Origin of the sequence: Saccharothrix sp. CCNWYY140 (genome assembly GCF_037401995.1) — a bacterium.
Lineage (GTDB): Bacteria > Actinomycetota > Actinomycetes > Mycobacteriales > Pseudonocardiaceae > Actinosynnema.
This window is the reverse complement of sequence record NZ_JBBEGC010000004.1, coordinates 110,680-123,995: the sequence shown is the minus strand read 5'-3', so window position 1 is coordinate 123,995 and position 13,316 is coordinate 110,680. Positions and strand designations below refer to the sequence as shown.

At 71.3% G+C, this 13,316-nt stretch carries 13 protein-coding genes; 2 read left to right on the top strand and 11 right to left on the bottom strand.

Annotated elements, in window-relative coordinates; genetic code table 11:
* Positions 1-48 precede the first annotated feature (48 nt).
* From WBN91_RS04000 to WBN91_RS03990, 3 genes are all read right to left on the bottom strand, one after another.
* Positions 49-573, bottom strand: coding sequence for a hypothetical protein (locus tag WBN91_RS04000; RefSeq protein WP_337723228.1), 525 nt, complete (start codon positions 571-573; stop codon positions 49-51).
* 186 nt (positions 574-759) lie between these two features.
* Positions 760-3,678: a hypothetical protein gene (locus WBN91_RS03995; RefSeq protein ID WP_337729360.1), complete on the bottom strand. Its 2,919-nt coding sequence runs from the start codon at positions 3,676-3,678 to the stop codon at positions 760-762.
* A gap of 184 nt (positions 3,679-3,862) precedes the next feature.
* Positions 3,863-4,117 (bottom strand): WhiB family transcriptional regulator, encoded by a 255-nt coding sequence (locus WBN91_RS03990; RefSeq protein WP_337723230.1) that lies wholly within the window; start codon positions 4,115-4,117, stop codon positions 3,863-3,865.
* Positions 4,118-4,283: 166 nt separating this feature from the next.
* Here WBN91_RS03990 and WBN91_RS03985 point away from each other — a divergent pair, with 166 nt between their 5' ends.
* Together WBN91_RS03985 and WBN91_RS03980 are read left to right on the top strand one after the other, a co-directional pair.
* Positions 4,284-4,409, top strand: a complete 126-nt coding sequence (locus tag WBN91_RS03985) for a hypothetical protein (protein WP_337723231.1) — start codon at positions 4,284-4,286, stop codon at positions 4,407-4,409.
* A gap of 83 nt (positions 4,410-4,492) precedes the next feature.
* On the top strand, positions 4,493-4,840 hold the full coding sequence (locus WBN91_RS03980) for a hypothetical protein (protein WP_337723232.1): 348 nt from the start codon (positions 4,493-4,495) through the stop codon (positions 4,838-4,840).
* A 74-nt stretch (positions 4,841-4,914) separates the two neighbouring features.
* Here the strand turns inward: WBN91_RS03980 and WBN91_RS03975 are convergent, their stop codons facing one another.
* From WBN91_RS03975 to WBN91_RS03940, 8 genes are all read right to left on the bottom strand, one after another.
* Entirely contained in the window at positions 4,915-5,547 is a 633-nt protein-coding gene (locus WBN91_RS03975; RefSeq protein WP_337723233.1) for a hypothetical protein, read from the bottom strand.
* Positions 5,544-6,107 carry an RNA polymerase sigma factor gene (locus WBN91_RS03970; RefSeq protein ID WP_337723234.1) on the bottom strand — a complete coding sequence of 188 codons (564 nt, stop codon included), beginning with the start codon at positions 6,105-6,107 and terminating at the stop codon, positions 5,544-5,546. The genes WBN91_RS03975 and WBN91_RS03970 overlap by 4 nt, the downstream gene beginning before the upstream one ends.
* Before the next feature lie 81 nt (positions 6,108-6,188).
* Positions 6,189-7,286, bottom strand: coding sequence for a multiple monosaccharide ABC transporter substrate-binding protein (gene chvE / locus WBN91_RS03965; protein ID WP_337723235.1), 1,098 nt, complete (start codon positions 7,284-7,286; stop codon positions 6,189-6,191).
* Positions 7,287-7,482: 196 nt separating this feature from the next.
* Positions 7,483-8,613: a hypothetical protein gene (locus tag WBN91_RS03960; RefSeq protein WP_337723236.1), complete on the bottom strand. Its 1,131-nt coding sequence runs from the start codon at positions 8,611-8,613 to the stop codon at positions 7,483-7,485.
* Positions 8,601-9,269 carry an HAD family hydrolase gene (locus tag WBN91_RS03955; protein ID WP_337723237.1) on the bottom strand — a complete coding sequence of 223 codons (669 nt, stop codon included), beginning with the start codon at positions 9,267-9,269 and terminating at the stop codon, positions 8,601-8,603. Before WBN91_RS03955 ends, WBN91_RS03960 begins: the two co-directional genes overlap by 13 nt.
* Complete coding sequence (locus tag WBN91_RS03950; RefSeq protein ID WP_337723238.1) at positions 9,256-10,452, bottom strand: ATP-grasp domain-containing protein; 1,197 nt, start codon at positions 10,450-10,452, stop codon at positions 9,256-9,258. The genes WBN91_RS03955 and WBN91_RS03950 overlap by 14 nt, the downstream gene beginning before the upstream one ends.
* On the bottom strand, positions 10,449-11,960 hold the full coding sequence (locus tag WBN91_RS03945) for an AMP-binding protein (RefSeq protein WP_337723239.1): 1,512 nt from the start codon (positions 11,958-11,960) through the stop codon (positions 10,449-10,451). Before WBN91_RS03945 ends, WBN91_RS03950 begins: the two co-directional genes overlap by 4 nt.
* Positions 11,957-13,279 (bottom strand): enoyl-CoA hydratase/isomerase family protein, encoded by a 1,323-nt coding sequence (locus WBN91_RS03940; RefSeq protein WP_337723240.1) that lies wholly within the window; start codon positions 13,277-13,279, stop codon positions 11,957-11,959. Before WBN91_RS03940 ends, WBN91_RS03945 begins: the two co-directional genes overlap by 4 nt.
* Positions 13,280-13,316 lie beyond the last annotated feature (37 nt).

Genomic DNA, 13,316 nt, shown 5'->3' with positions numbered 1-13,316 from the left:
GCGCGGTCGCCGGCGTCCCCACTGACCGCCACCCTCCCGCCCGACCGGCTACGGGCGGAAGATGGTCAGCGTAGTCGGGCCGGTGAGGCTGGAGATCCCGGCGCCGGCGCATTGCAGGGCGTCCGGCGTCACGAGTGCGGCCACCTGTTCCGCGCTCGCGGGGGCGAACGTGCCGCTGGTGATCAGGCCCGTGTTGGTGATCACCGCCTGACCGCCGATGTCGCTGACCGTCCAGTTGTACGCGAACGTCGTAGGCGCGGCCAACGGGTTGCTCCACGTGTAGGTGCGTGACGCCGCCCCCGCGCTGAGGAGCGTCGCGCACGACACCGTGTCCGTGAACGTCTGGCCGTACGACCCACTGGGCGCGCCGAGGTTCGTGCAGGTGGGAAAGAACCCGGTGAGGTTGCCGGTCACGACCCGCGGGGTGTTGGTGATGGGCGGGTCATAGGTGACCGCCCACGTGCCAACACAGACCTGGTCCACGGTGGCGGCCTGAGCAGCACCGGTCGTGGCGAACAAGCCGCCCGCCGTGGTCAACACCAACGCCAGGAAAACACCGAACCTCCGCGACATGACACCCAGCCCTTCATCGATGGTTCCCCGACTCCCACCTTGTGTCGTATCGGATTCCACGTCCCCCCGGACACCGCTGTTCAGGGCGGCCTGCCCGCAGGCGGTGCGACAAACGCACCCCGCGCCGCGACGAGCGAATGCGGCGCGGGGTGCGCGATGGTACGACTTGTGCGTCTTACGGATCCGCTAAACCCAAGGCTCCCAAAGCACGAAGTTGTGCTGACGGGTGCTTGAGCTCGTGCCGTCGGCGTAGTGCGCTGTCACGTGCAAGACGTAGTCGCCGTAGACGGGTGGTGCGTAGGTGATCGTTGCTCGACCGTCCGGGCCGGCGGTGACGGTGTGTTCCTCGCCTGGCTGGTAGTCGATGTCGAAGCGGTAGGTGTAGCTGATCGCGCCTGGCCTTGTCGTCGCGAACGTGAAGTCGCCCGGCTCGCCTGCGGGGATCGTGTGGTAGTCCTCCGGGTATTTCTCCGACGTCACCGACGGCACGTCGAAGATGGTGAACCAGTGGGTCGAGGTGGCGGAGACCTGGCCGGTGGCGGTTCGGGTGGTGACGGTCAGGGTTTGGTCGCCGGTTCTGGTCGGTGTCCAGGTGATCGTCGCGGTGCCGTCTGGGCCGACCGGGACCGTGGTGGTCGTGTTGTCCGCTGCCGTGTAGAGGAATTCCGTGGCGCCCGGGTGGTTCGAGGTGAAGGTGAAGGTGCCTTCACGCCACGGGGAGTACGCGCCGGCCGGGAAGTCCGTCGACGTGATGGTCGGGTTGTCGTAGACGCGGAACTGGTAGGTGGAGTAGCTCGACACCACTCCGGTGGCGGTTCGGCTGGTGACCGTCAGGTACTGGTTGCCCGCGTGGGTCGGGGTCCAGCGGACCGTCGCCGTGCCGTCCGGGCCGACCGGGGCGACCGCGACCAGGTCGTCGATGCGGTACTCGAACTCCGTCGCGCCCGGCTGGTTGGACCGGAAGGTGAAAGCGCCCTCCCGCCACGGGCTGTCCGGCCACGTCGGGAAGTCGGTCGAGGTGATGTCGGGGCTGTCGTGCACCCACCAGTTCGCGCCGCCTTGCGCCGACCACGTGCCCTCCGCGTTGCGCACTCGAGCCCGCAGCACGAGGGTGCCGGTGCGGTCGATGGTGTGCTGGACCTTGGTGGGGCCGGTCGGGGCGGCCGGGACGGTGTACTTCACCGTCGGCGCGTGGTCGAACCAGTACTCGTACTCGACCGGTGATGCCATGCTGGTCGTGAAGGTGAGCGTGGACGGACGGGCCGGTGAGTTGCCCGAGATGTCGATCCACGGTGCGGCGCCGTCCACGTAGACGCTGAAGTACCTGGTCTCCGAGACACCGCCCGACGTGTCGGTGCTGCGCACCCGCAGGGCGTTCACGGAGTTCGCGTCGCTCGCCAGCGGTGCCCAGGTGAAGCCGCCGGTACCGTCACTCGCGGCGGGCACCGTCACGGGCTCGGTGTCCGGGCCGTTGTAGCGGGAGAACCAGTAGGTGTAGGACGCGACGTTCGCCTGGCGCGGCGTGAACAGGAACCGGGTCGTCGAGCCCACGACCATGCGTCCCTCGGAGGTGATCACCGGCGCGGTGTCGACCAGGAACCGGTGCTCGCGTTCCGGCGACGACGCACCCGTTGACGACGTGCTGCGCACCTTGAGGATGTTGTAACCGCCGTGGGTCGGGGCGTGCGTGATGCTCGCCTTGCGCGCGGCGTCGGCCGGCACGGTCGTCTCCGGGCCGTCGTCGAAGCGGTAGGTGTAGCTGACGACATCGGTCAGGTTCGAGGAGAAGTCGAACCGGCCGGGGACGCCCACGCCGCCGTTGGGGTTGACGTACAGGTCCGAGTAGAGGTCCGACCACACGAACGGGCGATTTTCGAAGATCTCGAACGAGTAGGTGTCGTACTGCACCCCGCGGTTGCCCGCGCGGTCCACCGCCCGTGTGGAGACGTAGTCGTAGCCCGTGCGGGCCGGGGTGTAGGTGATCGTCACCGGCTCGCCGGGCGCGGCCGGGGTGACCGTGGTCCAGTCGCTGGAGCCCTGGAACCGGTACTCGTAGGCGACGACGTCCTCCGACGGCGAGTCGAAGGTGAAGTCGCCGGGCACGCCGTACCCGCCACCCGGCTTCCACCCGCGCGGGTAGACCTGCGACGACACGACGGGCGGTTCGGGGCTGGTGCGGTCGATCGTGAAGTAGCAGGGCGCGGTCTCGGCGGAGGCTGCGGTGCCGTCCAGCGCCCGCACGGTCCACGCGTGCGTGCCGTCCACGGGGAACAGCCAGTCGTTCGCCTGCGTCAGGACCTTGCCGTTCTCGCCGGCCGGCGCCTGGACCACTTCCCGTGCGGCCGGGTCGGCGACGGGCCAGTGCGCGAACTCGGCGCTGAGCACGTCACCGGGGTCGGGGTCGCTCACCGTCGCGGAGAACAGCATGCGCTGGGCGTCGTTGAGGCGCGCGGGGTTGAGGTACGTGCCGGGCGCGGTGGTGGCACAGCCCAGGTCGGGGTAGATCTGCTGGCCGGTCGGCGTCGCGGGCGGGCGGTTGTGGGTCACGACCAGCTTCAGGTCGTTGGCGACGGCGCGCCCGTACGGCTTGGCGGCCTCGTGCTCGGCGGGCACGCGCAGTCCGATGGTGATCGCGTCGTCGCCGCGCTGCACCGCCGCGGTGATCGCGGCGGTGACGTCGGTGCCGATCGGCGCCGGGCACTGCCCCGCGACAGGACCCTCGGCGGCGAGGAGCTCCCGCTCCCGGGGCGGGCGCAGCCACGACGAGCGCGAGGTGAGTTCGTCGGTGCGCCACACCTGGACGGCGCGGACGGCGCAGTCGGCGGCGCGGGTCTCGGCGCCGGCGAGCTTGGCGGACAGGACCGAGGCGCCGTCGACGGCGGTCAGGTCGAAGCGGAAGTAGGACCGGGTGACGTGCAGTCCGCTCCCGGCTCCCACCGGCGCGTCGCCCGCCGGGTTCAGCCGGACGTGGGCGGGCGCCGCGCGGTCGATGTAACCCCACTGCGCCCGGGCGACGGTGGTGGTCGGCACGTAGTCGTCGGCCGACGCGGGTGTGGCCGTGAGCACGGCCAGGCTGGTGCTCGTCAGCGCGATCGTGCCGATCACGCGCACGGCTCTTCGCCACGTTGTCATCGTGAAACCCCCTGGGATCGCTTACCCCGTGTGGCTGAAGCATCGCAGTGGCATACGCCGACCGAGAGCCGTTCGGTGAGTATGGGCGCTTCAGTGGTCGCGACACCGCCGACCGGCCCAACGAGGATGGTGTGTTCGGCGTCTTCGTCTTTGGCCGTCAGGCGTTCGAGCGGGCTCGCGTGCGGGCGTTGCGGGACTTGAGGGCGCGGCGCTCGTCTTCGCTCAGGCCGCCCCAGACGCCGGCTTCCTGGCCGGACTCCAGTGCCCACGCGAGGCAGTCGGAGATCACCGGGCAGAGTCGGCAGATGCTCTTCGCCTCGGCGACCTGCGACAGCGCGGGACCGCTGGTGCCCACGGGGAAGAACAGCTCGGGATCTTCTTTGCGGCACGACGCGTAGTGCCTCCAGTCCATGATTCTTCCCTCCTCGCGACGCGATGATGACGGCGGCGGCAGCGGCCACCGACGGGTAGACGGCAAGGACAACGGTGCACCGGCATGCCCTGCGCAGCCAACGGAATTTCGCCAGGGCGGTCCGGTGTCCGCCAGGTCGGGCGTCGCTGGTCCCGGAGGGCGGGAGGTGGCATGGCGGAGACTGGTCACCTGCCACAGTGGACGGACAACGCACCTCGTGCGGGTGGCGGGCCTGTTCCGGCCGGACCTGCTGATCGAGGTCGATGCGGTCGCCGCGGTCGCCGCACGCTGAACGGCAACGATCACCGTCGTGGCGGATCGCCGTGCCTGGCCACCGGAGGTAGCGTGACGAAACCCTGCACCCTGGAGGCTTTCGTGTCCCGAACCGGAAGATCGTTACGCGCGATCGCCGTGGCCTTGGGCGGCTCGGCCGCCCTGCTGGCCGCCGCACCCGCCGCGTCGGCCGCGCCCGCGGTGGAAGTGCTGTGCGAAACGGGCGGCAACGCCTACATCTGCGAGGTGTACGTCTCCGGCGCCGCCGGCGCGACCACCATCCAGTGGGCCAAGAACGGCACCGCCATGCCCGCCTACGACAACATGTCCTACGTCTACCAATCGTGCCGCGGCGGCACCTACCTGACGCTGACCGCGACGGTCACCGACAGCACGGGCGCCGGTTCCGACTCGTTCTCGTTCGTCTGCTCTTCCGCCCCCTGGCCGTAAACCGGCGAACCGGTGTCGAAGACGGCCGGACCCCGGGGAACGACGACGCGCTCCCCGGGGCGTTCCGGCAACGATCAGCTACCGCCCTCCTGGACGAAACCCGACTCCGGAGCTCCCGACCGGACTTCCCGCCCCTGATCGACGGAGCCCGCCGGCGGCGCCGGCATGCTCACGCACTCCGGCGCGGCACCCTTGATCAAGGCGGCGCCCAGGGAGACGCTGGTGGACGACTGAGTCGCCGCCAGCAGCATCGTGTCGCCCTCGGGGATGTCGTCGGCGTCGAACGTCAACGCGCCGCCGCCGCTCCCGTCGGCGTCCGCGGACATCCCGCTGCCCCGGACGTCGTGGTCGACCGGCAGGTCCTTCATGTCGACGCACCCGTCGCGCACCGGGACCGCCACCGCCCGCACACCCAGCCTGCGCAGTTCCTCGTTCGCGCCGGTCACGCCGGTGATGTCGGTGATCGACACCCGCACCACGCCGTCGGCGTCCTTGCTGACCGCGTAGGCGGCGACGGACCCGCTGGTGAGCAACGTGCCGGTCAGCGCGACCACGCCCACCGCACCCAGCGCCGTGCCGCCGACGCCCAGCGTGCGGCCGACCCGCCGCCGCCCGCCGGCCACCGCGCGGTCCGGCACGGTGTCCAGCGCCGACCCGTGGCTGCGCATCAGGTCGTCGAAGAGCTGATCCTCGAACTTGGCCATCATCGTTCCATCCCTGTCGTCTTCCGCAGTTTCGCTCGGGCCCGGAACAGTCGGATGCGCACCGCGCCCGCCGAGACGCCCAAGGCCTCGGCGGCTTCCTTCGGGCGTAGGCCGTCAAGATCCACCAGCTCCACGACCTCGCGGTCGAGCCGGGGCAGTTCGGCCAGTCCGGCGAGCAGCGCGGCCCCCGCCCGCTCCGCGTCGATCCGGTCGACGAGGTCCTCCAACGCGTCCGCGTCGAGCACCCGCTGTCCGGCGACGCGCCGCGTGCTGTCACTGCGCCGGCTGTGCGTCTCGCAGTGCGCGGCGTACACCCGGCTCGCGATGCCGATCAACCACGCGCGGGCGCTGCCGCGGGCGGGGTCGAAGGTCGCGAACGAGGTGATCGCGCGGACGAAGGTGTCCGCGGTCAGGTCGGCCACCGTCTGCGGATCGGCGCTGCGCCGGGCGAAGTAGCCGGTGATCATGCCGACGTGCGCCCGGTAGACCTTCTCGAACTCGGCCGCAGCGCCCGCACGTCTCCCCGGCGGGGGGTGGTGAAGTGGCTCCAACTGGTCTGCCACCGCATCTGCCGTTGTCTCGCTCACACCACATGGTTGCGAGGTTCGGGCAAACCCGTTACTGGAGACCGAGCGGCGGGTCGGCTACCGCAGTTGGTCGTCGGTGTAGTACCCGGACTCGACCAGGACCTTGTGGTAGTTGCCCCTGTCGACGATCACCGGGTTCAACAGCATGGCCGGCACGACCTTGACGCCGTTGTCGTAGTCGTTGAGGTTGTTGACCTGCGGCGTCCGGCCCTTCAGCACGGCGTCGGCCATCTTCGCCGTGGTGACCGCCAACTCGCGGGTGTCCTTGTAGATCGTCGAGTACTGCTCTTGGGCGAGGATGGACTTGACCGACCCGAGTTCGGCGTCCTGCCCGGTCACGACCGGGAAGACGGGTCCGTAGCCGTGGCCCTTCAACGCGGCGAGGATGCCGAGGGAGATGCCGTCGTAGGGCGAGAGCACGCCGTCGACCTCGGTGCGGCGGTAGGTCGTGGCGAGGAGGTGGTCCATGCGCTTGCGGGCCGTCTCGCCGTCCCAGCGCAGTGTCGCGATGGTCTGGAAGTCGGTCTGCCCGCTGCGCACGACCAGCGTGCCGGCGTCGAGGTACGGCTTGAGCACGGACATGGCGCCGTTGAAGAAGAACGTCGCGTTGTTGTCGTCGGGCGAACCGGCGAACAACTCGATGTCGAACGGACCCTCCGACGGCCCCGGACCGCCGTCGGCGGCGCGCAGCCCGAGCCCGGTCAGCAGCGACTCCGCCTGGTTGACCCCGACCCGGAAGTTCTCGAACGTGGCGTAGTAGTCGACGTTGGGGCTGCCGCGCAGCAGCCGGTCGTAGGCGATCACCGGGATGCGGGCGTCGGCGGCACGCTGGAGTGGTTCGGTGAGCGCCGCGCCGTCCACCGGGGCGATGATCAACAGCTTGGCGCCCCCGGCGATCTGCTCCTCGATCTGCCGCACCTGGGTGGCGACGTCGTTCTCCGCGTAGCGCAGGTCGACCTGGTGCCCGTGCTCCTCCAGCGCCCGCGAGATGTTCTGGCCGTCGTGGATCCACCGCTCCGACGAGGTCGTCGGCATGGTCACGCCCACGAGCGCTTTCGCGGTTGCCCCGCTCCGCTGATCGGCAGTCGTGGCCGACGCGCCGCACGCCGTCACCAGCAACACGGCCACGGGCACCACGAACCTCGACAACCCCATCCCAGCTCCTCGCACAGATCACCGTCGGTGTTGATGCACGCCACGGTGTGCGAGGCGGACCGCGACACGATCTTGGTGTGACCCGTGCCACGAGGATGTGAACGCTAACAAGCCGGCTCGGCCAGATCAAGCCCTTCGTCGCGCCGGGCGAAGGGCGGTCCGGGTCGAGCGGTGGGGCCGGGAGTTCGCGCCGCTGTCAGGCCGCGCCGATGCGGTTGCGGTAGGACTCGAAGCGAGTGGCTAGTTCGGTTGCCCTGGGCTCGGCCTCGGACAAGGGCATCGTCTGGCAGTCGTAGCCCAACTCCGTTGTCAGGACCGACATCGAACCAGGTTCGAAACGAACTGTTCCGGAAGAGTCGATCGACGTGATGCCGTCTTCCCGTTGGCCGGATTCGTTGATTGCCACCGCCTGGGACAACGGCAGGGACCGGGGGAGTGCGGTGGTCACCCCGCCGTCGGCTGTCAGCGCCACCGGGTAGCCGCCTGCCAAGCCGTTCGGGCCGGGGGCGTGGACCAGGGCGTCTCGGTGGTCTGCCAAAGGCTCCAAGAGGCTCAGTGCCGACGCCGCGGTCATCGCTTGACCTGCCATGCCGCCGGTTCGGCGGTACTCCAAGGGGAGACGCTTGAGCAGGGACGCGATGTCCAGGCGGTCGGTTGCATCGACGCCGGACAAAGCGATGGTCAGGCTCATGCCGGCCGCACCGGGGTCGCCTGCTCGGGAGAGCCTGTGGGAGACGTAGTGGTGGGCCACCAAGCGCACGTCCACGTCGTCCACGGGAGCGCCCAGCAGGTCGGCCGCCGCCACGCGGATGCCGGGGACGTTGTTGGCCACGTTGCCGATCCCCACGTCCGGGGACAGGCCGACCGCGTGGAGGACCGGGTGCACGGCGTCCGGGTAGGCCGCGTTCACCACGACCGCACGGCTCCCGGCCATCCGCACGGCCAGCATCGCCTTGTGCACCGGAACCAGGTGCATCGGCAGCCAAGGACCGAAGTTCGCCGCGTACAACCGCTGGAAAGCGTCCGACGGCAGCGTGGTGATCACCCACCACGACTGGAAGCTCGCCGCCAGGAACAACACCTCCGGGTCGAATTCGGCGATGCACTCGGCGGTCCGCGCCACGTCGTTCAAGTCGGTCACCGCGTACGACACCTCGGCCCGGTACCCGCGTTGCAGGCTGCTGAACCGGCTGAGGTTCGCCGCTCGCAGCGTCGCCTCCTCGTCGCGGCCGACCAGGCGCACCCGCCGGTCGCGCGGGCCGTGCGCCAGTTCGTGGAACACCCGGCGGCCGAGGTCGCCGGCTCCCAGGACCATCACCTTGCCCATGTCGGGCTCCCCCCGTGCACCAGTTCCGGCAGCGACCGCATCGACGAGAACGTGGGCACGCCCGCGCGGTGCGGCACCGCCACCGGGACCACGTTGAACTGGAGCACGCGCATGCCGGCCGACAACGCGGCGTCCACGCCGACCGCGCTGTCCTCCACCACCACGCACCGCTCGACCGCCACGCCCTGGTCACGCGCGGCCCACAGGAACAGCTCCGGGTCCGGCTTCCACGACCCGACCTCGTAGGCGGAGTACAGCCGGTCGCCGAAGAAACCGAGGATGCCGCACGCGCGCAGCCGGTCCTCGATGATCTCGCGCGGGCTGTTGGACGCCACGCACGTCGTCACCCCGACCCGCCCCAGCGCCTCCTCGACGCCGGGCACCGCCTCCAGCGTCGAGCCGATCAGCTCCCGGCACTTCGCCCGCACGATGGCCACCGCGTCGGGCGGCGGCGGGCGGTCGGCCATCCCGGCCATCAGGTCGATGCACTCCTGCACCCGCTTGCCGGAGAACAAAGCCGTCGCCTGCTCCGGGGTCAGGTGCACGCCCATCAGCCTGCCCAGGTGGGCGAGCGCGCCGTCCTCGGCGTCCTGGGTGTCCACCAGCACGCCGTCCAGGTCCAGGATCAGCAGCTCGACGCCCTCACTCGTAGTCAATCCAGTCCACCTCCTCGATCGCGGCGACGGCCGCCGCCAGCTCGTCGTGGGTGTCGACCAGGCCTTGGAGGGCCGCCACGTGGCTCTGCGTGCCGATCCGCCAGTCGGCCGACGCGCCGGGCGCGGACAGCACGGTCACCCGGTCCACGTGCGGTGCGCGGCGCAGCTTCGGCACCCCGTGGATCGCCTTCACGCGCCGCGCCGACGCCGGCGGCAGGACCAGGTAGTTGAACGCGATCGGCCCGTCGTACCGCGGGTCGAGCTCGACGTCGGCGCCCACGGCGGACCGGACCGCGACCGCCGCCGGGTCCGAAGTGGACGATCGCACCGCCAGGTCGTCCACCCACGCGCCCAACCGCCCGTTGACCTCGATCACCCGCGGACCGTCGGCGGTCAGCTTGATCTCCACGTCCGCGACGCCGCGCCGGATGCCCAGCGCGTGCACCGCCCGGCACGCCAGGTCCTCGACCTCGCGCACCTCGTCGTCGGGCACGACGGACCGCCCGCCGTAGCCGCCGCGTTCCCGGAACGGTTCGGCCAGCGAGAACTTGCTCGTCACGAACACCGGTCGCACCAGGTCGTCGTCGGCCACGCAGTCCACGGCGATGTAGTCGCCCCACGGGTGCGGCGTCGGCCGCCCGACCAGGAACTCCTCCAGCATCACCGACTCCTCGGCGGCCAGCGCCCGCGCCGCCCACTCCCGGCACTCCTCCTCGGTGCGCACGAGGGTGGTGTTGCGGCTGCCCGCCCCGAGCACCGGCTTGATCACCGCGGGCAGGCCGACGTGCGCCACCGCTTCGTCCACGTCGTCCACGGAAGTCACGGTGTGGAACCGGACCCCCGGCACACCCCGTTCCGCGAACCGCGCCCGCTGCCGGTCCTTGCGGGTGATCGCGTCGATGTCGGCAGGAGCGTGATAGGGCAGGCCCAACGCCTCGGCCAGGACCGTGGTCGGCCGCAGCTGCGGCTCGCTGAACGTCACGATCCCGTCCGGCCGGTGCGCCTTGAGGCTGACGGCGTCCGCGGGCACGACCGCGCCCAGCAGCTCCAGCGTGGGCAGCATGTCCCGTGCGTGCGGGCTGTCGGCGACGGCGAACACCAGCTCGCAGTCGATCTCGGCGGCGGCCTTCGCGATCCGGGTCGGCGCGAGGCTGCCGGTGTCGTACACGACGGCGAGCTTCACCGCAGCACCTCCGTGAGCTTGGCCCGGTCGGTCTTGCCGTTGTCGTTGAGCGGCAGGGAGTCCAGGTGCCGCACGCGTTCGGGCACCATGTGCAGCGGGACGCGCCCGCGCAGCCACAGCTCCAGGTCCGCAGGCGGCACGGGTTTGCCGGTGTAGCCCGCCCACAGCCGGGTCTGCCCGTCGACCACCACCGCGACGGCGGCGGCGGAGACGATGTCGGGGTGGCGGTGCAGCGCGGCGTCCACCTCGCCCAGCTCCACCCGGTGGCCCATGACCTTCACCTGGTGGTCGAGCCGCCCCCGGTGGACCAGGTCGTCGCCCTCCCACCGGACGCGGTCGCCGGTGCGGTACCAGAGATCGCGGGTCACCGGCCCGGACTCGTGCACGACGGCGGGGGAGCCGGGCTCGTAGCGGACGAACCGGCCCGCGTTCTCGCGCGGGTCCAGGTAGCCGTCGAACCGCTGCGGCCCGCGCAGCACCAGCTCGCCGTCCCGCGCGGGCAGACCGTCCTCGCCGAGCACCACACCCTCCGTCGTCGGGTAGAACCGTCCGATGGGGACGGTCGCGCCGCCCGCCCACGCCGAGCGGTCGTCGGGCACCTCGTAGGCGGTGCAGGTGATGGTGACCTCGGTGGGGCCGTAGAGGTTGTGGAACCTGCTGCCGGGCGCGACCTCCAGCCAGGTGTCGGCGTCGCGCACGGTCACCGGTTCCGCGCCGAACAGGCCGTGCCGCACGGTCTTCACCCGGCCGCGCGGCAGGTTGCCCACCTGCTCGGCCACGCGCAGCACGGACGGCACGGAGAACCAGTGCGTGAGCCGGTTGCCGACGATGAAGTCCACCGGCCGGTACAGGTCTTCCTTGTCCGGCACGACGAGTGTGGCCCCCGCGCCCCAGGTGACGAACATGTCGTAGGTGGAGGCGTCGAAGGTCAGGCCGAACACCTGCGAGTGCCGCGCGTCCTCGTCCACCTCGTAGCGCTCGATGTTGTAGCCGACGTAGGGCGCGATGCCGCGGTGCAGGATCGGCACACCCTTGGGCTGCCCGGTCGAGCCGGAGGTGAACAGCAGGTAGGCCTCGCGCTCCGGGTCGTCCGGGAGGTCGGGCAACGTCCCGTCGCCGTGGCCGTCCAACCCGACCACGGCGGGCCGGAACCGCTGGGGCAGCGCGGAGAACAGGTCCGCGCCGGGCTCCACGAGCGCCACGCGGACCCCCGCGCGCTGCACGATGTCGAGGTTGCGGTCGCGCGGGTACTCGGGGTTGATCGGCACCACACACGCGCCCAGCCGCTGGATCGCCAGGTACCCCGCGTATCCCAGGAAGCTCTTCGACGTCACCAGCGCGATCCGCGACGGCACCTCGCCGGGCAGCGCCGCCACCGCCCGCGCCAGACCGAGCGCACGCTGCTCCAGCTCGGCGTAGGTCCACGAGCGTGCGCCGATGACGAGCGCGGTGCGGTCCGCGAACTTCCGCGCGGACCGCTCGAACCACTGGTAGAGGGTGTCGGTCACCGTTTGCCTCCGGGGTGGCGGGAGATCCACGTGCGTTCGAGGTTCGCGACGAGGTCGGGACCGTGCAGCAGGCGGGCTTGCTCCAGCGCGTACCAGGACAGGTACCGGCGGAACTCGGCCTCGGGTTCCTCGTGGCGGCGCAGCATCCGCCGGTTGGCCCGCACCGCCGGGTCGGCCAGCGCGGCGGCGGCGGACGCGACCGCGTCGGGCAGCCGATCCGCGTCCACCACCTCGTCGCACAGCAGCGCGCCCTCCGGTGTCCCGGCGTCCACGCGGCGGTCCCGGAAGATCATCTGACGGGCCAGGCGGGCGCCGACGGCACGTGGCAGCCGCAGGTTCGCCGCGCCGGGGATGATGCCCTCGCGCAGCGCGGGCAGCGTGAAGTACGCGTCCCGCTCGGCCACCACGTGGTCGAACACCAGCAGCAGTTGCGCGCCGCCGCCGATGGCGAAGGTGTCCACCACGGCGATCCACGGCTTCTCCACCGGATCGCCCGCCCAGCCGGCGTCGTCGACCACCAGGCCGCGCAGGATCTTGTTGATGTAGCCCAGTTCCCGGCTGAGGAAGAAGTCCAGCAGGGAGATCTCGCCCTGGTACAGGCGGGTCAGGTTGATGCCCGCGCCGAACACGCGCCGCCCGGCGTAGCGGGGGTGCCGCATCGGCCCGCCGCGCAGCACGCCGACCTCGGTGGCCTCGTCCAGCAGCACCAGGTCCACCGCGACCTCCAGCGCCGCGACCACCAGGTCGTCCTCGGCGTTGAGGAACGGCAGGTTCAGCAGCGTCACCTCGGACACCCCGGCCTCGCGGCGCACGGTGACCACGCCGAGGTCGGCGAACCCCGTGGCGCGGAACGCGGGCAGCGCCACCAGCGCCCGCGGGGTCGGCCGGCGCATCGACTCCACCAGGTGGTCGCCAGCGGCGGCGTCGCCCAGCAGGCCCCAGAAGAAGATGCCCAGGTCGACCTCCCGGCCCTCCTTGTCCGCCTGGGGCAGCCCGCGTTCGCGTTCCTGCTGCGCCTTGGTGGGCACCAGGCCCGGCCACAGCTCGGTGGCCTGGTCCACCAGGTCGTGCAGGCGCAGCGGGGCACGCCCGCCGTCGGTCAGCTCGGCGTGCACCTGCCCGGCGTGCCGGGCCATGAACCGCTTGCGCACGCCCCGCGCGGCGTCGGTCACCGCCTCGGCCGCGCTCCGCTGGGCCTGGTCGCGCTCGCCCTTGGGCGGCAGGGCCGCCAGGTCGTCCTCCACGCGCGCCAGGAACGCGGTCAGGTCCGCGCTGTCCTCGTCGAAGCCGCGGCCGAGCGCGGGCGCTTGTCCGGTCACCACTGTCCGTTCCCCCAAGGCCGATTCCCCCCGCGAC